The sequence below is a fragment of the Sinorhizobium sp. genome (assembly GCF_059070375.1).
The window spans coordinates 11,276-32,433 of the sequence record NZ_JCACWC010000004.1 but is presented as its reverse complement, the minus strand read 5'-3'; the positions used below and the strand labels follow the sequence as shown (position 1 = coordinate 32,433).

Here is a 21,158-nt window from a genome sequence, read left to right as displayed (position 1 = left end):
GGCCTCGGTCGGGCAAACTTTAAGCCCCGCCTGCTTCGTTACGGCGACAGGCGGGGTTCGCAGTTCGTCGGCGGGCAATGGATTCACGTGAAACCATCGTGCCGGCGACGAGCGGATGACGAAGCGGGAATTTCGAAGGCAACAAATTCGGGCAATCGACGGGGTAATCCATGCATAGGGTGAAGAGCGCAGCAGCGGGCCTGGCGGCCCTGATCTCAACCGTAGTTCTTCCGGCGGACGCCTCTGCGGCGCAGTGCGGCAATGACGGCAGCGGCTTCTCCGCCTGGCTGTCGGAATTCAAGCGCGAAGCCGCCGGGAACGGCATCAGCCCTTCGGTGGTCGACCAGGCGCTCGCCAACGTCTCCTACAGCAGGGCGACGATCCGGGCCGATCGCGGCCAGAAGAGCTTCAAGCTGTCGCTCGACCAGTTCATGCAGAAGCGCGGCGGTCAGGTGATCATTTCGCGCGGCAAGAAGCTGCGGGCGCAGAATGCCAGGCTCTTCCAGAGCATCGAGCAGCGCTACGGCGTTCCCGCCGGCCCATTGATCGCCATCTGGGGCATGGAGACCGGCTTCGGCTCGTTCCTGGGCAAGGAACACACGCTTTCCGCCGTCTCGACGCTCGCCTATGATTGTCGCCGCTCGGATTATTTCACCAACCAGCTTTACGCCGCCCTCCAGCTCGTCCAGCGCGGCGACCTCAGCCCGGCCGCCCGCGGGGCGGCGCACGGCGAGATCGGGCAGACGCAATTCCTCCCGGTGAACGTGCTGAAATACGGCGTGGACGGGGACGGCAACGGCCATGTCGACATGGTCCGCTCCAAAGCGGATGCGCTTGCCTCAACCGCAAATTTCCTGCGCGGCCATGGTTGGCAGCCGGGCGGCGGCTATCAGCCGGGCGAGGTCAACTTCGCCGCCATCCAGGGCTGGAACGCCGCCAGCGTCTATCAGCAGGCGATCGCCATCATCGGCGCCGAGATCGACGGCGGGTGACAGCGCTTTTGCCCCTCACCCCGCTGCCGCGACTTCTCTCCCCCTAGCGGGGGAGAAGGGACAGGCCGGCGGACGAGGGGCCTGACTGGCGACCGTTACATTCCCGGTCGGGAAAAATCGCCAGTCTTCGCATCCATGACCCAGAGCTCGCCGGTCGAGATGTCGAACCATGCGCCGTGGAGACGAAGCTTTCCCTTCGACTCCAGAACGTTCACGCAGGGGAACGTCCTCAGATTGGCGATCGAATTGCGGATGGAGACCCGCTCGAGCGCACGCTGTCGTTCCGCCGGAGTCATCACGTCATTGCTCTGGATCTGCTCGGCGGCCGGTTTCAGGAGGTTCATCCAGCGGCCGATGAAATCGCCGGGGGAGAGGGGCTCGGCGTCCGGGTCGAGTGCCGCCTTGATGCCGCCGCAGCGCCCGTGGCCCATGACCACGATGTTGGTGACCCGCAGCGACTGGACCGCGAATTCGAGCGCGGCCGAGGTCGAATGATAATGTCCGTCCGGTTCATATGGCGGCATCATGTTGGCGACGTTGCGCACGACGAAGAGTTCTCCCGGGCCGGCATCGAAGATTGTTTCGGGCGCGGCGCGGGAGTCGCAACAGGCGATGACCATCGTCCTCGGCTTCTGACCGCTCTCGGCGAGCGTTTTGTAGCGCTGCTGCTGTTCGGTGAAGCGACCGCTCATGAAATTGCGGTAGCCGGTCAGAAGATGTTCCGGAAAGCCCTGTATATCCATCGGTAACCCCGTTTCATCCACTCGTTCCTGCTGCATCGTCCTGGTGCTCCTGTCTTTGATCGGGATTCAAGGAAACATGCGGGTAGCGTGTCTGAAAGACGCACCGGGAACCATGAAGCGTCGAACTGTTACAGCGTGCTCCGGCCATCCGAAAGGGCGAAATGCGCCTATGAGGCAATTCTTCCATATCTGACGCTATTTCTTCCGCGCCTGGCTCGGATGCATGAGGCGGCGCATCTGCACCATTGCCATCGGCGTCGCCAGGCTCGATGCATCCTGTTCGAGCGTCAGTTCGTCGGAATCGCGCTTGCGGCTTCTCGCGATGATCTCGTAGACGCTGGCGGTCGCCATCTGCAGCGCGCGTTCCTCCGGCAGCCCTTCCAGCAGGCGCGCCAGGAATACGGCCGAGAGCAGATCGCCGGTGCCGTTCGGAGGATTGTCGATCAGTCGGTGCTCGGCAAGCAGCGCATGGCGTCCGGACAGGTAGAGATTGCCCGTGCCGCCGCTCATCATCGGTATCGCCGACGTCACCAGCACGCGTGGCGGCCCTAGGTCGACCGCCGCGTCGAGGATGGCCGCATTCGTCTCGAGCGAAGCACCTGCCAACCAGGAAAGCTCGAACCGGTTGGGCGTGGCGAGCGTCGCAAGCGGCAGCAGCAGGTCGCGGATGGCGCTGGCGACCTCCACCGGGACGTAGAGGCCGCCCGCATCGCCAAGAATCGGATCGCAGGCATAGAAGAGCGCGGGATTGCGCTGGCGCAGCGCCTTCACGAGGCCGGCAACGGCCGCCGCCTGTTCGGGGGAACCCAGATAGCCGGACAGCACCCCGCGCACCTCGCCGATCCAGGGCGCAGCGACGAGATCGCCGATGATCGAGCGGAAGTCCTCGTCCGGCATGGTCACCCGCGTCGACCGACCGTGTCCCGGATGCCAGGGAAGCACGACCGTCGGCAGGGCCCAGACCCGGTGACCGAGCATTTCCAGCGCGAAGACGGCAGCCCGGTTGCCGACCGCGCCGCGCACCACATGACTCGAAATGACGATGACGGCACCGGGCGCGGCAGGCGTGTCGGACATTGGGAGACCCCGTTATTCGCTTTCGAAGTGTGATCGCCCGCCCCTCACGGACTGTCAACTGCTGCTCGTGCAGACCCACGTGACCGAATCTTCGGCGTTTTCGTTCGTTTTTGCGGTTTTTCGGGAAATTTTTGCAAAATTGGCTTCGATTTAAATGGATTTAGGTCGAATCTACGTGATTTTCTCCGAAATTCGGCTCCATTTTGCCGAAATCCATCATAAAAACGGTCGCCATTGGGCATGGTTCTGCTAGGTTCAACCATCATGAGTGGAGAGCGATTTCATGGGCGTGAAGCATAATCCGAAGCGGGACCGGCACATCGATGCGGCCCGGGCGGCAGGGTCCAGATTCGGGGCCGAGACACTGCCACCGGAAATCCTCTTCGGCGGAGCGAGCAACGACGACCTCGACCGTTACACGCCTGAGATGCTGGCGCTCACCGCTGCCCACGCACGCAGCGAACTCGCACGCTGGGACGGCGGCAAGCCCCAGGTCTCGGTGGAGACGGTGGCAGGGGTCGCACCGGGTGGTATCGAGGTTTCGATCATCGCGATCACCGAACGCAACATGCCCTTCCTTTACGATTCGGTGATGGGAGAGGTGACGAGTACCCACCGCGACATCCACCTGGCGATCCACCCGATTCTGGTGATGGAGCCCGGCAAACCCGTGAAGCTGTTCGATCCGGACGAGGAAAGCGCGCCCGAGCACCGCGTCAGCCACATTCAAATCCACTTGAGCAGGCTGACCCCGCTGGAGGCACGCTCATTGAGCAAGCGCATCTCGGATGTGCTGGAGCAGGTTCATCAAGCCGTACACGACTGGCCGGCGATGACCGCTCTGCTCGACCAGGCAATGCGGGAGCTCGAAGACTACAACGCTTCCCGCAAGAAGAGCGACCGCGACGAGGCGCTGGCGTTCCTTCGCTGGCTAAGGGATAACAACTTCACCTTCCTCGGCATGCGGGAATATACCTATTCCGGCAAGGGCGAACGGGCGACGGTCGAGCGCGGCAAGGGCAGGGGCCTCGGCATCCTGTCCAATCCGGACGTGCGGGTCCTGCGCCAGGGCAAGGATGCGGTGCTGACCACCCCGGAAATCCTCGCCTTCCTCGAGGGGCCTGACTTCCTGATCGTCACCAAGGCCAATGTGAAGTCGGTCGTCCACCGGCGTGCCCACATGGACTACATCGGCATCAAGCGTTTCGACGCCTCCGGCAACGTCGTCGGCGAACTGCGCATCGTCGGTCTGTTCACCTCGACGGCCTACACGCGGCAGGCGTCGGAGATCCCGCTGCTCAGGCACAAGATCGAGAAGATCGTCGATCATTTCGGCTATGATCCGCAGAGCCATTCCGGCAAGACGCTGGCCAACACGCTGGAAGCCTATCCGCGCGACGATCTTTTCCAGATCGACATCGGGCTGCTCGCCGCCTTCTGCGAACAGATCAACGAACTCGGCGACCGGCCCCGGGTGCGGGTGCTGCCGCGCATCGACCACTTCGACCGCTTCGTCTCGGTCATCGTGTTCGTGCCGCGCGAACAATACGATTCCGACGTCCGCGAAAAGATCGGCGACTATCTGAAAACGGTCTATGACGGCCGGGTCTCGGCCTATTACCCGGCCTTTCCCGAAGGCGGGCTTGCACGCGTCCATTTCATCATCGGCCGCTCGGGCGGCAAGACGCCACGGGTTCCCCAGGCGAAGCTCGAAGAGGCGGTCCGCGCAATCGTCACCCGCTGGATCGATCGCTTCAATCTGCTCGCCCGCAAGGAGGGCACGGAGATATCGGTCGGTGAAGCCTATCAGGCGGCCTTCACGCCCGCGGAAGCCTATGCCGACCTCGGAGACATCGCCGCCTGCACGGCTGGCGACCCGATCCGCATCTCCTTCTACCACCGACACCAGGAGCGGCCGGATACGCTGGAACTGAAGATCTTCCATGCCGACACGCCCGTTTCGCTGTCGCGCCGCGTGCCGCTTCTCGAAAATCTCGGCTTCCGTGTCATCAGCGAGCAGACCTACGACATCGGTGTGCACGTCCATGGGGACGAGCCCCGCGAGGTCGTCCTTCACGACATGGAGCTGATCCATCGCGACGGGCACACGCTCAATCTCGCCAGGATCGGCCCCGCCCTGGAGGAGGCCTTCCTGGCGGCCTGGAACGGCACGACGGAGGACGACAACTTCAACCGGCTGGTCCTGCTTGCCGGGCTCACCGCCCGCGAAATCACGGTGCTGCGCGCCTATGCACGCTATCTGCGCCAGGCCGGCATCACCTATTCCCAAGGCTATATCGCCGATACTCTGAACAAGTATCCGACGATCGCCGCCGACATCTTCCGCCTCTTCTCCACGCGCATGGATCCGACGACGGACGGGAAAGCGCGCACCAAGAAGTGCAACGCCTTGCTGTCGGGCATCGAGGAGGCTCTGTCGGCCGTGCCCAGCCTCGACGAGGACAGGATCCTGCGCCGCTACGTCAATGCGGTCCAGTCGACGCTCCGGACAAACTATTTCCAAAAGGACGCCGAAGGCAGGCCGCGCGCGGTTCTTGCCTTCAAGCTCGATCCGAAGCAGCTCGAGGGCCTGCCGGAACCGCGGCCTTTCCGCGAGATTTTCGTCTACGGCACGGAAGTGGAAGGCGTCCATCTGCGCTTCGGCAAGGTGGCGCGCGGCGGCCTTCGCTGGTCCGACCGGGCACAGGATTACCGAACCGAGGTGCTCGGCCTCGTCAAGGCGCAGCAGGTGAAGAACGCCGTCATCGTTCCGGTCGGCGCCAAGGGCGGCTTCTACCCGAAGCAGCTGCCCGTCGGCGGCAGCCGCGACGAGGTCTTCAAGGCGGGAACGGAAGCGTACAAGACCTATATCCGCACGCTGCTCTCCGTCACCGACAATATTGTCGGCCAGGACGTCGTTCCCCCGGAGGACACGCTGCGGCTCGACGGCGACGACCCCTATTTCGTCGTTGCCGCCGACAAGGGAACGGCAACCTTCTCCGACACGGCGAATGCGCTCGCCCAGGAAGCGGACTTCTGGCTGGACGACGCCTTCGCTTCAGGCGGCTCCGCCGGCTACGACCACAAGAAGATGGGAATCACCGCGCGCGGCGCGTGGGAGGCCGTCAAGCGGCACTTCCGCGAAATGGACGTCGACATCCAGACGACGCCCTTCACCGTCGCCGGCGTCGGCGACATGTCGGGCGACGTCTTCGGCAACGGCATGCTGCTTTCGGAAAAGATCCGGCTGATCGCCGCCTTCGACCACCGCGACATCTTCATCGATCCCGAGCCGGATATCGATCTCTCCTTTGCCGAGCGCAAGCGAATGTTCGCGCTTTCGCGCTCCAGCTGGCAGGATTATGACCGTAAGGCGCTCTCGCCCGGCGCGATGATCATTTCGCGTTCGGAAAAACTGGTGACACTCACCCCCGAAGCGATGGCGGCGATCGGCATCGACAAGCCGAAGGCGACGCCCTTCGAGATCATGAGCGCAATCCTGAAGAGCCCGGTCGACCTGCTCTGGTTCGGCGGCATCGGCACCTATGTGCGCGGCACCAACGAGACGGATGCCGAGGTTGGCGACCGCGCCAACGACGCGATCCGCGTCTCCGCCGAGGATGTGCGGGCGCGCGTGATCGGCGAGGGGGCCAATCTCGGCGTCACCCAGAAAGGCCGGATCGGCTTCTCGCTCAATGGCGGGCGTTGCAACTCCGATGCCATCGACAACTCGGCCGGCGTCAATTCCTCCGACGTCGAGGTCAACATCAAGATCGCGCTTGCCTCCGCCATGCGCGAAGGCCGCCTGACCCGGCCCAAGCGCAACACGCTTCTGGCATCGATGACGGACGAGGTGGGACATCTCGTGCTGCGCAACAACTACCAGCAGTCGCTGGCGATCTCGCTCACCGAAATGCAGGGCCTCGCCAACCGCACGCCGCTGGCGCGGCTGATGGCGCGGCTGGAGGCCGACGGCCACCTCAACCGCAAGGTCGAGACCCTGCCCACCGACCAGGCGATGAGCGAGCGCTACCAGGCGGGCCGGCCGCTCACGCGCCCGGAGATCGGCGTGCTGCTCTCCTATGCGAAACTGGTGCTCTTCGACGAGCTGATCGTCAGCGAGCTTCCGGACGACCCCTATTTCACCGCGACCCTGGAGCGCTACTTCCCCGCAAAGATGCGCAAGGCCTATGCCGGCGATATTCACGGGCACCGGCTGCGCCGCGAAATCGTCGCGACCGTACTCGCCAACGAAACGATAAACCGCGGCGGCCCCGCTTTCGTTTCGACGCTGACGGATGCCACCGGCTTCCTCTCCGCCGATGTCGTGAAGGCAGCGGTGCTGGCCCTGGATGGCTTCGATCTGCCACGCATCTACGGCGAGATCGACGCGCTCGACAACAGGATCAGCGGCGTGATCCAGAACCGGCTCTATCATGAGGTGGGGCGTATCTTTGCGCTCGTCGCCGAACGGGCGTTGCGCACCCGCGCCTCCGAGGGCTCCGTGGCCGAAGCGGTTGCCCGACTTCGCGACGGGCTGCAGAAGCTGCGCGGCACCATGCGGGCGGCGATATCCAGGGAGGGTGCCGAGGAAGCCCGCCTGAGGGCCGCCGGCTTCATCGAAAACGGCGTGCCGGCAAAGCTTGCCGAGGAAATCGCCGAACTGTCGCTCATGACCCTGGTCCCTGAGATCATGCAGATCGCCACGGTAACCGGCGAGCCGCTGAGCCGCACCGCCCAGGCCTATTTCACCGTCACCGAGAGCCTGAGGATCAACCGCCTGCTGGCGGCCGCCGACCGCGTGCCCGCCACCGAGCAGTTCGAGTCGATGGCGCTCTCGCGGGCGGTCGGCGATATCGGCACCGCACGCCGCGATATCACCATCGCCGCCCTGGTCGAGCATAAGGGCGAGCGAAACCCCGTTCTCGCCTGGCAGGATCGCGATCGCCAACGCGTCGCCACTGTCGGCGACCAGCTGAGGCTCCTGACCGAAAAGGGCGAAACGACGCTCGCCAAGGTCACTGTCGCAGCCGGTCTCCTCAGCGATCTTGCACGCGGCTGGACGAAATGACACAGTCCCTCCGGCCATAACTCGGCCGGAGGGACCAATTCCGCTCCGGTCGAAGGTTGTTCTTCATTGCCCTGCCCGCCGCCCACGAACGCGGCGCGCTTGCGCAAGTGCCGGGGAGGGATGAAGTGGATATCGCGGCTGGGCGAATGGAGGAGCGGCCTCGGACTTCCCGTCTCGGCATTGCCGGCTGGATGCTGTTCGACTGGGCCGCGCAACCCTTCTTCACCGTGATCACCACCTTCATCTTCGCGCCCTATTTCGTTTCCCGGCTAACGGCCGATCCCGCCCAAGGGCAGGCGGTCTGGGGCTATACGCTGACCATTGCGGGGATCGTGATCGCCCTGCTTTCGCCGGTTCTCGGCGCCATTGCCGATGCGGCCGGCCCGCGAAAGCCGTGGATCGCCTTTTTCGCCGCCGTGAAGATCATCTCGCTCGCCCTGCTCTGGAACGCGGCGCCGGGCTCGTCCCTGATCTATACGGCGGTCCTTCTTGCGCTGGCGACCGTGGCCGCCGAATTTTCCATCGTCTTCAACGATTCGATGATGACGCGGCTCGTGAGCGAAAAGGAAGTGGGGCGCATCTCCAACATCGCCTGGGGCCTCGGCTATCTCGGCGGCATGATCGTGCTGATCGCCGTGGTCGCGCTGATTGCCGGGAGCCCGCAGACCGGCAAGACGGCGATCGGACTCGAACCTCTGTTCGGGCTCGATCCGGCAAAGGGCGAAGACGCCCGCATCACTGGCCCCATTTCCGCCGCCTGGTATATGGTTTTCATCCTGCCGATGTTCCTCTTCACGCCGGATGCGACCAAGGCAACGATGTCGATGGCGAAAGCAACCGCTCGGGGCTTCGAGGAACTGAAGGGCACGCTTGCCGAACTCAAGGAGAGGGCCGGCATCTTCCGGTTCCTGATTGCCCGGATGATCTTTCAGGACGGCGTCAACGGGCTGCTCGCGCTCGGCGGCACCTTCGCGGCCGGGATGTTCGGATGGCAGACGATGGAACTCGGGCTCTACGGCATCATCCTGAATGTCGTGGCGATTTTCGGCTGCCTTTATGCGAGCAGGCTCGATGCACGGCTCGGCTCCAAGACGATCGTCGTCGCAAGCCTCGTCTCACTGACGATCGCCACGCTCGGCATCGTCTCCACTGGGCCTGGTTTCACGCTCTTCGGGCTTGTCCCGCTTGGCTCGGCGGACTCGGGCGGCCTCTTCGGCACGGCCGCCGAAAAGGCCTATATTCTTTACGGCCTGCTCGTCGGCGTCGCCTTCGGGCCGGTCCAGGCCTCGTCCCGATCCTACCTCGCGCGCAGTGTCTCGCCCGACGAAGCCGGGCGCTATTTCGGTCTTTACGCCCTTTCCGGCCGCGCCACCTCGTTCCTGGCGCCCGCCTCGGTCGCGACGATCACGCTTATGACCGGTTCGGCCCGGATCGGCATGATGGCGCTCGTGGCCTTTTTCGCCGTCGGTCTCGTGATCCTCCTGCGGACCCCCTATCCGGCGCACCGGCCGCGATAGGAATGTCGAGCAGGAGGCCGGAGCGGGATGCGGTTTCCTCCGCATCCGGCGCCTTAACGTCTTGGAATCGATCACATTCATGTTTCAGGTCGAAACGACCTAAGGAGGGTTGCAATCTCTCCTCATCCTCATTCCTGTGCTTGTCATCTTTCAGCCCAAGGACTTGGTCTGGCTGGATTCCTGTGACGAGCACAGGAATGAGGAAATCAATAAATCTTAAGGCCTTAGAGCACTTCCAGGTGTCCCGGTTTTCCGCCCGGAAGTGCATTAGACAAAAGGGCTCTAGTGCCGGAAATGCCGCATGCCTGTGAAGACCATCGCGACATTGTGTTCGTCCGCCGCCGCGATCACTTCTTCGTCGCGCATCGAACCACCGGGCTGGATGACGGCGGTTGCGCCGGCCGCGATGGCTGACAGAAGACCGTCGGCGAAGGGGAGGAAGGCTTCCGAGGCGACGGCCGAACCGCGCGTCAGCGGCTCGGCGAGGCCGAGCGCCTTGGCCGCTTCTTCTGCCTTTATGGCAGCGATGCGGGCGGAATCGACGCGGCTCATCTGGCCGGCGCCGATGCCCGCCGTCTGGCCGTCCTTGGCATAGACGATGGCGTTGGACTTGACGTGCTTCGCCACCTTGAAGGCGAACTTCATGTCTTCGAGCTCCTGCGCCGTCGGCGCACGCCTGGTGACCACCTTGAGCTCCAGATCCTCTACCATACCGTTGTCGCGCGTCTGGACGAGCACACCGCCGGCGACCGTCTTCGCCGTCAGGCCGGGCGTGCGCGGATCCGGCAGGCCGCCGGTCGCAAGCAGCCGCAGGTTCGGTTTGCGGGCGATGACGGCTTTCGCGTCGTCGCTGACCGACGGCGCGATGATGACCTCGGTGAAGAGTTTGACGATCTCTTCCGCAGTCTCGGCGTCGAGTTCCTGGTTGAGCGCGATGATGCCGCCGAATGCCGAGGTCGAATCGCAGGCGAGCGCCCGGCGATAGGCTTCCGCGAGCGAGGGCGCGGTCGCAACGCCGCAGGGATTGGCATGCTTGATGATGGCGCAGGCCGGTGCCTTTTCCGGCAGGAATTCCGCCACCAGTTCGAAGGCGGCATCGGTATCGTTGATGTTGTTGTAGGAGAGCTGCTTGCCCTGCAGCAGCGCCGCCGTAGCCACTCCCGGCCGTTTCTCGCCGGTCACGTAGAATCCGGCTTTCTGGTGCGGGTTTTCGCCGTAGCGCATCTCCTCCCTGAGCACGCCGCCGAGAACGCGGTGGCGCGGCATGGGCGTGTCGAGCACCTCGGCAAACCAGTTGGAGATCGCCGCATCATAGGCGGCCGTGCGGGCATAGGCCTTGGCCGCCATCTTCTGGCGGAAGGCGTAGCGCGTCGTCCCGCCTGCGATTTCCTCCAGCAGCGGCGAATAGTCCGCCGGGTCTGTGACGATCGTCACATAGGCATGGTTCTTGGCCGATGCCCGGATCATTGCGGGGCCGCCGATGTCGATATTCTCGACCGTGGTCGGGTAGTCGCCGCCTTTGGCGCGGACGTCTTCGAAGGGATAGAGATTGATGACGGCGAGATCGATCGCGGTGATGCCGTGCGCGCTCATGGCGTCCGCATGCTCCGCGTCGTCGCGGATCGCGAGAAGACCTCCATGGACGCCGGGGTGAAGCGTCTTGACGCGCCCGTCCATGATTTCCGGAAAGCCGGTCAGCTCCGAGACGTCGCTGACGGGAAGGCCGGCATCGGCAAGCGCCTTGTGCGTACCGCCGGTCGACACCAGCCGTATGCCCTTGTCGTTGAGGGCGCGGGCGAGTTCGACGATGCCCGTCTTGTCGGAGACCGAAAGGAGGGCGGTTTTGATCCGGACCTCGTCCGGGGCGGGGATTTTCTTGGAGGCGACAGCCATCGACCTTGCTCCTTTGGCAGCGCCGGACGCGTAGGGAGGAAGTTCCGGCGATTGGGATGGCTGCCCGTTAGCATAGCTTGTTGCCGGAAGGAACCTTCGGCGCCGCAACAACGGGAAAATAGGCCCGGCGCAGTTTCGGGGTCATCCCTCCCGCGTGAAAGTCCACTGGATCTCCGGCTGCGAGGCGGCGGAGAAGGTCACGCTTATCTGCGACGAGGCGCGAACGCCGGAGGGATCGGCGAAGAAGATATCCTCCTCGATCGCGAGCGCACCGTCGCGACAGGCGAAGAGCCATGTCTCTCCGTCGGGCGCCGTCAGATAAATCTCGCTCTCGCTGTGCCGGCGCATGCCGATTGCCGGATGGATGTGGAAACGGGCGACCGCGGCCGCGTCGTCGTCATTTTCCGGATCACTGCCATCCTCCAGCAGCAGGCGGTCGCGGCCGCGGATCAACCGCCCGCCATTGAGAATTCCGATGTCGCGCTCGTGGATCAGGCCGAAGGGCGCAAGGTAACCGTCGTGACTCGCTTTGACCTGCTCGATGCTTCCCGGCTCGTCCTTTCGCTCGATCGCAACGCGCGAGGGGCCGCTGATCATGATCGGGCCCAGAAAGCGCGACTGCGAAAAGCGGCAGGAAGAGGTGTCGTCGACGGTGACGGTGGAATGCGCGGCGGTCGTGCGCGCCATCTGCCTGAATCGTTCGCCGGCGAATTTCGGCGCGCCGGAGTTGACGACGAAGCGATTCCTGCCGGAGGACATCTCGAAGGAGAGGCAGCCGGCATGGGCGGTTCGCGACAGGTCGACCGAAAGCGGACGCCCAGTGTCCATGATGATGACGGTATCGCCCATCGACAGGCGTTCGTAATGGGCGTGTGGCAACGACCGGAACGGCTCGCCGGACGTCTCGTCATATCTGAGCACCGAGGCGAGCTCATGGGCGAGAACCGATGTCGCGCCGTTGAAGAGAGCGAGCTCCCCGCTCTGGTGGCGGAAGAAGCGGAGCGCCGGATACATGCGGTCGATGCAGGGAATGAGCCTCGAAGGCACGTCGTGGCCGAGATTGACATAGGTCTGGCGCAGCGGCAGCAGATCGAGCAGCAGCTCGAGCCCGGCCCGGGGGTTTCGGGAGAAATGCGCCCCGTCAGGCAGAAGCTGCCGCTCCAGCTCCAGATCCAGATTGCGCGACGCCTTGCGGATAGCCGAAGCCGTAGCCGGCATCGAAACGGAGGCCATGGCGAGTGCCAGGCGAACCCTCAGGCGCGCCTCTCCGTCGGTCACGGTCTCGGCGACATTCCGGAGGTAGCGGACCTGAAGGGCAAGGCTTCTCAGGAAGCGGCGATAGAAACCGTGCTCGGCATTACGCAGCACCACCGGCGAATGGGACAGCCAGGCGATGACGCGCTGCGCGACCACATCCGCTTCCCACGAGATTTCGCCGATGCTTCGGCCATGGCAGCCGATCCAGTCGTCCATGATCTGGCGCAGCCTGATCGAGCCGGCTTCGTCCTGGATCGCCCGCATGTGCCGCAGCCAGCCGAAGGAATGAAGGCGAACCGCGAACTCGTGCGACGGCAGGTCGATTTCGAAAGGCGACTCGCCTTCGGTATCCAGGACGCGGCCGGCGAGCGGAAAACGACCTGCGAGAATCTCTTCGGCGGCAAAGGGATCGATGGCCCGAAGATCCGTGGGTGCGACGATCAGACGGGCGGGCGTAGAGCCTGCAACGCGCAGCGCCGCCGTCTTTCCGCGCGAAAGCAAGCGCGCCAATCGGCGTTGGCCTTCGCGCAAATACAAATATAGGAGCCTTGTTTTACTGGAAAACGTCATCGGCGCCCGTGGGTTTCCTCTTCAACCGGAGCCGATTCGAGGATCATGCAGAAGATCGGAATCGTGCGGGAAAGATCATTAAATATTTATCAACCCTGTCGCCATTGATAGGCGGGCCGTCCGAGGGCGTCAATTGTCAAAGCAAAACAGTCTGTTGATGAGCACCCTCAGGCTCCCTCACGGCGCAGCACGGCGGCATAAAAACCATCGAGGCCACCGGCGAAGGGCGGTTCCAGTGGAAGCATCGCAGGTGTCGTGCGGAACTCTCCAAGCGGGGTGATCGCCTTTTCGAGCCCCGGCCAATCGGCTGCGTCGATCGGCACCCGTTCGCATCCGCCGTCGGCGACGACGCGGCCGACGACCTCCTCGCCCTCCAGCGGGTCGAGCGAGCAATTGGAAAAGACGATGAGCCCGCCGGGCTTCACCAGGGTAAGCGCATGCCGCAGCAGCCGTTCCTGCAGCCTGGCAAGCTTCTCGACGTCCGACGGGCCTTTCGTCCAGAGCACGTCGGGATGCCGCCGGGTGGTGCCCGTCGAGGAGCAGGGGGCGTCGAGAAGGGCCGCGTCAAAGAGCTCTTCCGGCCGGAACTCGGCCATGTCGCTCTCCTTTGTCCGGGCCTCGAAGCCCAGCCGGTCGAGGTTCGCCTTGAGCCGCCGCAACCGGCTTGACGACTGATCAAGCGCGGTCACCTCGGCCCCCGCGAGGACGAGCTGCGCCGTCTTGCCGCCGGGCGCAGCACAGAGATCGACCACCTTTTTCCCGTGAATATCGCCGAAAAGGCGGGCCGGAATGGAAGCAGCCGCGTCCTGGACCCACCAGGCCCCTTCCGAAAAGCCTGAAAGCGACGGGATCGAACCGGAGAAGTCCTGAAGACGAACGGAGCCGGTCGGCAACACGGTGCCAGCGAGCCGTTCCGCCCAGGACGCCGCATCGGATTTCACGGTCACGTCGATGGCGGCGGGAACGAGCTGCGCCTCGGAGATGCGCTCGGCCTGGTCGGGACCGTAACAGGCGACGAGCCTGTCGAAGAACCAGCCGGGCATCGCCGGCACTTGCTGCAGCTTTTCGAGAATTTCGTCCTTTTCACGCGAAAGCCGCCGCAATACGGCGTTGACGAGGCTTGCGAAACGGCGATTGCGCGGGTCGGACTGGGCCTGTTCCACTGCGAGATCGACCGCCGAATGATCCGGAACGTCGAGATAAAGAATTTGCGCGGCGGCAACGGTCAGCACGTGTTCGAGAGCCCGCGCACCCTCGGGGAGAGGCGTTTGCAGAAGCGAGTCGATGGCCGCGCGAATGCGCGGCAGATGGCGGAGTGCCGAGTTGAGAATGGCGCGCACCAGCGCGCGATCTGCTTCGCTCAACTCGCGATAGGCCGGGTTCCCGCGCTCCGGATCGAGCATTCCGTCGAGCGGCGTCTTGCGATCCACCACCGCCGCCAGGATCTTGGCAGCCGCCTGGCGGCTCTTCAAGCCCGGTTTGGCCGCGGCATCCGCGTCGGGCCGGGCTCCTCCCGCTCTTGAGCGATTGTGCTCGCGGGATCGTTTCGGACGTGAATCGTTCTTGCGGTTTTCGGGCATCAGGACCAGGGGCCTTTCGGCGGTTCGGAACCACCGCGACCCCAGCCGGTTCTCGGGACAGAGCGCGATTTGCGCCCTGCATTATCAGGGCGGACCGGCGCCGTCGAGCCCGTGGACGTCTCGCGGGCCATTCTCTCCAGAGCCGCCACCCGGTTCTCCGTGTTCGGATGGGTCGAGAACAGATTGTCCATCCGCTCGCCCGAGAGGGGATTGATGATGAACATATGCGCCGTCGCCGGATTGCGCTCCGCGTCATTGTTATGGATGACCTGCGCGGCACCGGCGATCTTGCGAAGCGCCGAGGAAAGCCAGAGTGGATTGCCGCAGATCTCCGCACCGCGGCGGTCGGCGGAATATTCGCGTGTACGGCTGATCGCCATCTGTACCAGCATGGCCGCGAGCGGGGCGACGATCATCGCGATCAGCACGCCGATGAAGCCGAGCGGATTGTTGTTCTCGCGGTTGCCACCGAAGAAGAAGGCGAAATTGCCAAGCATGGAAATCGCACCGGCGAGCGTCGCCGTCAGCGTCATCGTCAAAGTGTCGCGATACTGGATATGGGCGAGCTCATGCGCCATCACCCCGGCAACCTCCTCGTAGGAGAGCGAATGCAGCAGTCCCGTCGAAGCGGCGACCGCAGCGTTCTCGGGATTGCGGCCGGTGGCGAAGGCATTCGGCTGGGGGCTGTCGATGACGTAGACGCGCGGCATCGGCAGGCCGGCATTCTTCGCCAGATCGCGGACGATGCCGTAATATTCCGGCGCGCTGCGCTCGTCCACCTCCTGCGCCCGGTACATCCGCAGGACCATCCGGTCGGAATTCCAGTAGGAGAAGAAGTTCATGCCCGCGGCGATGACGAGGGCGATCATCATGCCACCGCGGCCGCCGATGACATAGCCGACGGCCATGAAGAGGACGGTCATGAAGGCAAGCAGCATTGCCGTGCGCATGAGGTTCATGAATGAGCTCCAACCATATCGGTGTCCTTTCCGCGCCTCCTGGAAAGCCGCTTGCAGCCGCTTCGTTCCATTCGGTACGCGCAAAGGTTTCACGTGAATCAAGCTTTTCCGTTCACACGGAAGTGCCTATATGATGGGTATAGACGGCCAGCTCTTCAATATCGTTACGGAAACCGCGACCGGTATGCAGAACGACAACGACAATTCTCCCGACCGACCCAAACGTCCGCTTTCCCCGGCAGCGCTGCGTGCTCTGAAGGAGGCCGAAGAGAGGCGACGTGCCGAAGCGCCGAAGGATATGCCGGCGGAACTAGGCGGGCGCGGCGGCCTCGACCCGGCTCGCTTCGGCGATTGGGAGATCAAGGGCCGCGCGATCGATTTCTGAGGCAGGTCGTTTCAATTTCGTTTCGGTAGCGAATCGAGCGCTGCGTTCGCGGCTGGTAGAGGGCGGGGTTGAGCCCCTCATCCTAACCTTCTCCCCGCAATGCACCTTCGCCCCGCTTGCGGGGAGAAGGTGCGGCAGCGGGATCAGTGGCTCTCGCCACCCAGCTCACATCACGCGCGGTTCTGACGATTGGCGATCAGGTCGTCGACGACACCTGGATCGGCGAGCGTCGACGTGTCGCCGAGCGAACCGAAATCGTCCTCGGCGATCTTGCGGAGGATCCGGCGCATGATCTTGCCCGAGCGTGTTTTCGGCAGGCCGGGCGCGAACTGAATCTTGTCCGGCGTCGCGATCGGCCCGATCTCCGAACGCACGTGCTTGACGAGCGCCTGGCGCAGTTCGTCGTCTCCGACCTCGCCGGCCATCAGCGAAACGTAGCAATAGATGCCCTGACCCTTGATCGGATGCGGATAGCCGACGACCGCCGCCTCGGAAACGAGGTTGTGCGAGACGAGCGCCGATTCCACCTCCGCCGTGCCGAGCCGGTGGCCGGAGACGTTCAGCACGTCGTCGACACGGCCGGTGATCCAATAGTAGCCGTCCTCGTCGCGGCGGCAGCCGTCACCCGTGAAATACTTGCCCTTGTAGGTGGAGAAGTAGGTCTGGATGAAGCGTTCGTGGTCGCCATAGACCGTCCGCATCTGCCCGGGCCAGCTGTCGGTGATGCAGAGGTTGCCGTCGGCCGCGCCCTCTACGACCTTGCCGTCGCTGTCTACGATCTGCGGCTGGACGCCGAAGAAGGGCCGCGTCGCCGAGCCGGGTTTGAGATCGGTGGCCCCCGGCAGCGGCGTGATCAGTATGCCGCCGGTCTCAGTCTGCCACCAGGTATCGACGATAGGGCAACGCTCGTCGCCGACAACGTGATAGTACCACTCCCAGGCTTCCGGATTGATCGGTTCGCCGACCGTTCCGAGCAGGCGCAGCGAAGAGCGTGAGGAGCGCTTGACGAAATCGTCGCCCGCTCCCATCAGCGAGCGGATCGCGGTCGGCGCGGTGTAGAAGATGTTGACCTTGTGCTTGTCGACCACTTCCCAGAATCGTCCCGCGTCGGGGAAGTTCGGCACGCCCTCGAACATCAGCGTCGTCGCCGCATTGGCGAGCGGCCCGTAGACGATGTAGGAGTGGCCGGTGACCCAGCCTACATCGGCCGTGCACCAGTAGATGTCGCCGTCCCGATAGTCGAACACGTATTGATGCGTCATCGAAGCGTAGACGAGATAGCCGCCGGTCGTGTGCAGCACGCCCTTCGGCTTGCCGGTAGAGCCGGACGTATAGAGGATGAAGAGCGGGTCCTCCGCGTTCATCTTTTCCGGCGGGCAATGCGGCTCCACCGTCGCGGTCTCCTGATGATACCAGAGATCGCGCCCCGGAGCCCAGCCGACCTTGCCGCCGGTGCGGCGCACGACCAGGACCTTGCTGACCATTACGTGCTGCCTGGCAGCGATATCGACCGCCGTATCGGTATTCTCCTTGAGCGGAATCGGCTTGCCGCCGCGCAGGCCCTCGTCGCAGGTGATCACGAAGGTGGACTCGCAATCGACGATTCGGCCGGCCAGCGCCTCGGGCGAAAAGCCGCCGAAAACGACCGAATGGATCGCGCCTATGCGCGCGCAGGCGAGCATCGCATAGGCCGCTTCGGGGATCATCGGCATGTAGATGGTGACGCGGTCGCCCTTCTTGACGCCGTGCTTCTTCATGACGTTGGAAAGACGGCAGACCCTGTCGTACAGCTCGTTATAGGTGATCTTCTTGTCGAGATAGGGATTGTCTCCCTCCCAGATGATCGCCGTCTTGTCGCCGTGCGTCTTCAGGTGGCGGTCGATGCAATTGTAGGACACATTGGTCAGTCCGTCTTCGAACCACTTGATCGAGACATCGCCCTCGAAGGAGGTATTCTTGACCTTTGTATAGGGCTCGAACCATTCGATCCGCTTGCCGTGCTCGCCCCAAAACTTCTCCGGATCGGCAACGCTCTCGCGATACCATTCGAGATAGGTCGCATTGTCGAGCAGCGTGCGGTTCTTGGCCGCTTCTAGGACCGGGTAGGTCTTGACGTCCATAATTTTCCTCCCTGCGCATTTCTGGTCAGATCATGGGCGGATACCGGCGGAAAACTGCGCACAGAGTTCCTCATTCCGCCCTGGATCGGCTCCCACCGGTCCTTTGCGACAATTCATAAGCAGGTCGCTTCCGGTCCGCAATTAGACAAAAGCACATTTGAAAGTGAAGAATTGCAATTTCGAGACAAGAACGGTATAGAACCCCCAATTCCCGGAAATGAGTGGTAGACTCCACGGCCCGCGACACCGGCGCGGACGGACAAAAGGACTATATCCATGGCTCAGCAACTGCTTATGCCCAAGGCAACAGCCGTCTGGCTGGTTGACAACACCGCACTCTCGTTCGACCAGATCGCGCAGTTCTGCAAGCTGCACCCGCTCGAGGTCAAGGCGATTGCCGACGGTGAATCGGCGCAGGGTATCAAGGGCCTCGATCCGATCGCTACCGGCCAGCTTTCGCGCGACGAGATTGCACGCGCCGAAGGAAATCCGAATCACAAACTCAAGCTTTCGGAGCCGAAGGTCCGCGTCCCGGACTCCAAGCGCAAGGGCCCGCGCTACACGCCGGTCTCCAAGCGTCAGGACCGCCCGAACGCCATTCTGTGGCTGGTCCGCAACCATCCGGAACTGAAGGACGCGCAGATCTCGCGTCTTGTCGGCACGACGAAGGCGACGATCGAGCAGATTCGCGAGCGCACCCACTGGAACTCTGCCAACCTGACGCCGATGGACCCGGTGACTCTCGGCCTCTGCTCGCAGATCGACCTGGACCTGGAGGTCGAGCGCGCCTCCAAGGGGCGCCCGCTTCCTTCCGCAGCCGAGACCGGCGCGACGCTCGAATCCGCGCAGGAGACCGAGAAGCTCGACTACGGCCACGATCGCGAAGAGGAGAAGGAAATCGACGCCGATGCCGTCTTCGCCAAGCTGAAGTCGCTGAAGTCGGACCGCAAGGACGACGAGGAAGACGACTACTGATCGGTTCGCCATCTGCGAGATGAGAAAACCCGGATCGCAACATCCGGGTTCTTTATTGACCGTCGCTGACGGAAAACCGTTACACGCTTTCCTGGAAGTGCTCTAAACGCCAATCCCCTTGGACCGCAACAGTTCGGTAATCTCGTCGAGGATCGACGGATCGTCGATCGTCGCCGGCATCGTCCAGGGCTGGCGGTCGATGATCTTCTGGATCGTCGAGCGCAGGATCTTGCCGGATCGCGTCTTTGGCAGCCGCTTGACGCAGACCGCCGTCCTGAAGGCGGCGACCGGCCCGATGCGCTCGCGCACGAGGCCGATGACCTCCTTCTCGATTTCTTCTGTTTCACGGGAAACATTGGCGTTGATGACCAGGAAGCCCGCCGGCACCTGCCCCTTGAGGGGATCGGCGATGCCGATCACGGCGCATTCGGCGACATCCGGATGGCTGGCGCAAACCTCTTCCATGGCCCCCGTCGACAGCCGGTGTCCCGCAACGTTGATGATGTCGTCGGTCCGCGCCATGATGAAGATATAGCCGTCCTCGTCGAGATAGCCGGCATCCGCCGTTTTGTAGAAGCCGGGATATTCCTCGAGATAGGCCGCATGGAAGCGGTGATCGGCATTCCAGAGCGTCGGCAGGCAGCCGGGCGGCAAAGGCAGCTTGATCACGACATTGCCGAGCGCGCCGGTTTCCACCGGGTGGCCCGCGTCGTCGACGACCTGCACGTCGTAGCCGGGGAGGGGAACCGCCGGGGAACCGTATTTTACCGGCAGGAGGCCGAGACCCAATGGATTGCCGGCGACGGGCCATCCTGTTTCCGTCTGCCACCAGTGATCGATCACCGGAACCTTCAGCGCCCGTTCCGCCCAGCGGATCGTGTCCGGGTCGGCCCGCTCGCCCGCAAGATAGAGCGCCCGGAACCGCGACAGGTCGTAACGGCCTGCATGGACAGCTTCCGGATCCTCTTTCCGGATCGCTCGCAGCGCCGTCGGCGCGGTGAACATGACGGCGACGCCGTGTTCGGAAATCACGCGCCAATAGGTTCCGGGGTCGGGCGTCCCGACTGGCTTTCCTTCGAAGAGGATCGACGTGCAGCCGTTGAGGAGCGGCCCGTAGACGATGTAGGAATGACCGACCACCCAACCGATGTCGGAAGCCGCCCAGAACACGTCGCCGGCATTGACGCCGAAGAAGTTCTCCATCGACCATTTGAGCGCGACCATATGGCCGCCATTGTCCCGCACGACGCCTTTCGGCTGGCCGGTCGTCCCGGACGTATAGAGGACATAAAGCGGATCGGTGGAGGCAACCGGCGTGCAAGAGGCTTCCTCACCGGCGTCTCTGGCCTGCGCAAGCGCCTCGGCGAAATCGATGTCGCGGCCGCGAATCATCGAGGCGGCGAGCATATCGCGCTGATAGATCAGGCAATGGGCCGGCTTGTGGCTGGCCGTTTCGATCGCCTGATCGAGCAGAGGCTTGTAGGCGACGGTCCGACCGGGCTCCAGCCCGCAGCTTGCCGAGACGACGAGCTTTGCCTGGCAATCATCGATGCGCATGGCGAGTTCGTTGGCGGCAAAGCCGCCGAAAACGACGGAATGCACCGCGCCGATCCGCGCCGCCGCGAGCATGGCGATCGCCGCCTGCGGAATCATCGGCATGTAGATGATGATGCGATCGCCCTTGTCGACGCCCAGATTGCGGTAGATCGCAGCCATCGCCTTCACATCGGCGAGCAGCTCCGCATAGGAGATCCTCTCGATCCGGCGGGTGACGGGGCTGTCATAGATAAAGGCCGGCTGCTCGCCTCGGCCGGCCTCGACATGCCGGTCGAGGCAATTGTGGCAGGTATTGGTGACGCCGTCCGGAAACCAGTGGCCATAGGTGCCGCCGGCAGGCTCGAAAATGCGCGCCGGCCGCTCGAACCAGTCAATCGCCGATGCGGCATCTGCCCAGAAGCCGTGCGGATCGGCTTTCCACGCGGCATACACTTCGGAATAGCGGCTCGCCATATCCGTTTC

The 21,158-nt window shown here is 63.6% G+C and carries 13 protein-coding genes; 5 read left to right on the top strand and 8 right to left on the bottom strand.

What is annotated here, in order from left to right; all coding sequences use genetic code 11:
* Positions 1–170 precede the first annotated feature (170 nt).
* Positions 171–992: a lytic murein transglycosylase gene (locus tag AC5J09_RS26495; protein ID WP_100672651.1), complete on the top strand. Its 822-nt coding sequence runs from the start codon at positions 171–173 to the stop codon at positions 990–992.
* A gap of 95 nt (positions 993–1,087) precedes the next feature.
* Here the strand turns inward: AC5J09_RS26495 and AC5J09_RS26490 are convergent, their stop codons facing one another.
* Both AC5J09_RS26490 and pdxY read right to left on the bottom strand, forming a co-directional pair.
* Positions 1,088–1,771 (bottom strand): carbonic anhydrase, encoded by a 684-nt coding sequence (locus AC5J09_RS26490; RefSeq protein WP_324762548.1) that lies wholly within the window; start codon positions 1,769–1,771, stop codon positions 1,088–1,090.
* A 159-nt stretch (positions 1,772–1,930) separates the two neighbouring features.
* On the bottom strand, positions 1,931–2,812 hold the full coding sequence (gene pdxY, locus AC5J09_RS26485) for a pyridoxal kinase PdxY (RefSeq protein ID WP_275597106.1): 882 nt from the start codon (positions 2,810–2,812) through the stop codon (positions 1,931–1,933).
* Positions 2,813–3,095: 283 nt separating this feature from the next.
* Between pdxY and AC5J09_RS26480 the strand changes: the two genes are divergently transcribed.
* Positions 3,096–7,883: an NAD-glutamate dehydrogenase gene (locus tag AC5J09_RS26480; RefSeq protein WP_494298950.1), complete on the top strand. Its 4,788-nt coding sequence runs from the start codon at positions 3,096–3,098 to the stop codon at positions 7,881–7,883.
* Between the two features lie 125 nt (positions 7,884–8,008).
* Positions 8,009–9,400 carry an MFS transporter gene (locus AC5J09_RS26475; protein WP_494298949.1) on the top strand — a complete coding sequence of 464 codons (1,392 nt, stop codon included), beginning with the start codon at positions 8,009–8,011 and terminating at the stop codon, positions 9,398–9,400.
* A gap of 282 nt (positions 9,401–9,682) precedes the next feature.
* Here AC5J09_RS26475 and purH read toward each other — a convergent pair whose 3' ends face one another.
* The 4 genes from purH to htpX form a co-directional block, all read right to left on the bottom strand.
* Positions 9,683–11,293 (bottom strand): bifunctional phosphoribosylaminoimidazolecarboxamide formyltransferase/IMP cyclohydrolase, encoded by a 1,611-nt coding sequence (gene purH, locus AC5J09_RS26470; RefSeq protein ID WP_494298948.1) that lies wholly within the window; start codon positions 11,291–11,293, stop codon positions 9,683–9,685.
* A 141-nt stretch (positions 11,294–11,434) separates the two neighbouring features.
* On the bottom strand, positions 11,435–13,120 hold the full coding sequence (locus AC5J09_RS26465; RefSeq protein WP_411932430.1) for a heparinase II/III family protein: 1,686 nt from the start codon (positions 13,118–13,120) through the stop codon (positions 11,435–11,437).
* A 167-nt stretch (positions 13,121–13,287) separates the two neighbouring features.
* On the bottom strand, positions 13,288–14,700 hold the full coding sequence (locus AC5J09_RS26460) for an RsmB/NOP family class I SAM-dependent RNA methyltransferase (RefSeq protein WP_494298947.1): 1,413 nt from the start codon (positions 14,698–14,700) through the stop codon (positions 13,288–13,290).
* Positions 14,700–15,659, bottom strand: coding sequence for a zinc metalloprotease HtpX (gene htpX / locus AC5J09_RS26455; protein WP_100672643.1), 960 nt, complete (start codon positions 15,657–15,659; stop codon positions 14,700–14,702). Before htpX ends, AC5J09_RS26460 begins: the two co-directional genes overlap by 1 nt.
* Before the next feature lie 130 nt (positions 15,660–15,789).
* Here htpX and AC5J09_RS26450 point away from each other — a divergent pair, with 130 nt between their 5' ends.
* Positions 15,790–16,044, top strand: coding sequence for a DUF1674 domain-containing protein (locus AC5J09_RS26450; protein WP_324762554.1), 255 nt, complete (start codon positions 15,790–15,792; stop codon positions 16,042–16,044).
* A 170-nt stretch (positions 16,045–16,214) separates the two neighbouring features.
* Here AC5J09_RS26450 and acs read toward each other — a convergent pair whose 3' ends face one another.
* On the bottom strand, positions 16,215–18,164 hold the full coding sequence (gene acs / locus AC5J09_RS26445; RefSeq protein WP_100672642.1) for an acetate--CoA ligase: 1,950 nt from the start codon (positions 18,162–18,164) through the stop codon (positions 16,215–16,217).
* Between the two features lie 276 nt (positions 18,165–18,440).
* Here acs and AC5J09_RS26440 point away from each other — a divergent pair, with 276 nt between their 5' ends.
* Positions 18,441–19,139 carry a DUF1013 domain-containing protein gene (locus AC5J09_RS26440; protein WP_018098706.1) on the top strand — a complete coding sequence of 233 codons (699 nt, stop codon included), beginning with the start codon at positions 18,441–18,443 and terminating at the stop codon, positions 19,137–19,139.
* A gap of 102 nt (positions 19,140–19,241) precedes the next feature.
* Here AC5J09_RS26440 and AC5J09_RS26435 read toward each other — a convergent pair whose 3' ends face one another.
* Complete coding sequence (locus tag AC5J09_RS26435) at positions 19,242–21,149, bottom strand: propionyl-CoA synthetase (RefSeq protein ID WP_494298946.1); 1,908 nt, start codon at positions 21,147–21,149, stop codon at positions 19,242–19,244.
* Between the last annotated feature and the right edge of the window lie 9 nt (positions 21,150–21,158).

What these genes read in the sequence shown, in the direction of transcription:
- purH (WP_494298948.1), bottom strand. Translation starts at nt 11,293, where the DNA reads ATGGCTGTCGCCTCCAAGAAAATCCCCGCCCCGGACGAGGTCCGGATC.
- AC5J09_RS26480 (WP_494298950.1), top strand. Translation starts at nt 3,096, where the DNA reads ATGGGCGTGAAGCATAATCCGAAGCGGGACCGGCACATCGATGCGGCC.
- AC5J09_RS26450 (WP_324762554.1), top strand. Translation starts at nt 15,790, where the DNA reads ATGATGGGTATAGACGGCCAGCTCTTCAATATCGTTACGGAAACCGCG.
- acs (WP_100672642.1), bottom strand. Translation starts at nt 18,164, where the DNA reads ATGGACGTCAAGACCTACCCGGTCCTAGAAGCGGCCAAGAACCGCACG.
- AC5J09_RS26460 (WP_494298947.1), bottom strand. Translation starts at nt 14,700, where the DNA reads ATGCCCGAAAACCGCAAGAACGATTCACGTCCGAAACGATCCCGCGAG.
- AC5J09_RS26440 (WP_018098706.1), top strand. Translation starts at nt 18,441, where the DNA reads ATGGCTCAGCAACTGCTTATGCCCAAGGCAACAGCCGTCTGGCTGGTT.
- AC5J09_RS26435 (WP_494298946.1), bottom strand. Translation starts at nt 21,149, where the DNA reads ATGGCGAGCCGCTATTCCGAAGTGTATGCCGCGTGGAAAGCCGATCCG.
- htpX (WP_100672643.1), bottom strand. Translation starts at nt 15,659, where the DNA reads ATGAACCTCATGCGCACGGCAATGCTGCTTGCCTTCATGACCGTCCTC.
- AC5J09_RS26465 (WP_411932430.1), bottom strand. Translation starts at nt 13,120, where the DNA reads ATGACGTTTTCCAGTAAAACAAGGCTCCTATATTTGTATTTGCGCGAA.
- pdxY (WP_275597106.1), bottom strand. Translation starts at nt 2,812, where the DNA reads ATGTCCGACACGCCTGCCGCGCCCGGTGCCGTCATCGTCATTTCGAGT.
- AC5J09_RS26495 (WP_100672651.1), top strand. Translation starts at nt 171, where the DNA reads ATGCATAGGGTGAAGAGCGCAGCAGCGGGCCTGGCGGCCCTGATCTCA.
- AC5J09_RS26490 (WP_324762548.1), bottom strand. Translation starts at nt 1,771, where the DNA reads ATGCAGCAGGAACGAGTGGATGAAACGGGGTTACCGATGGATATACAG.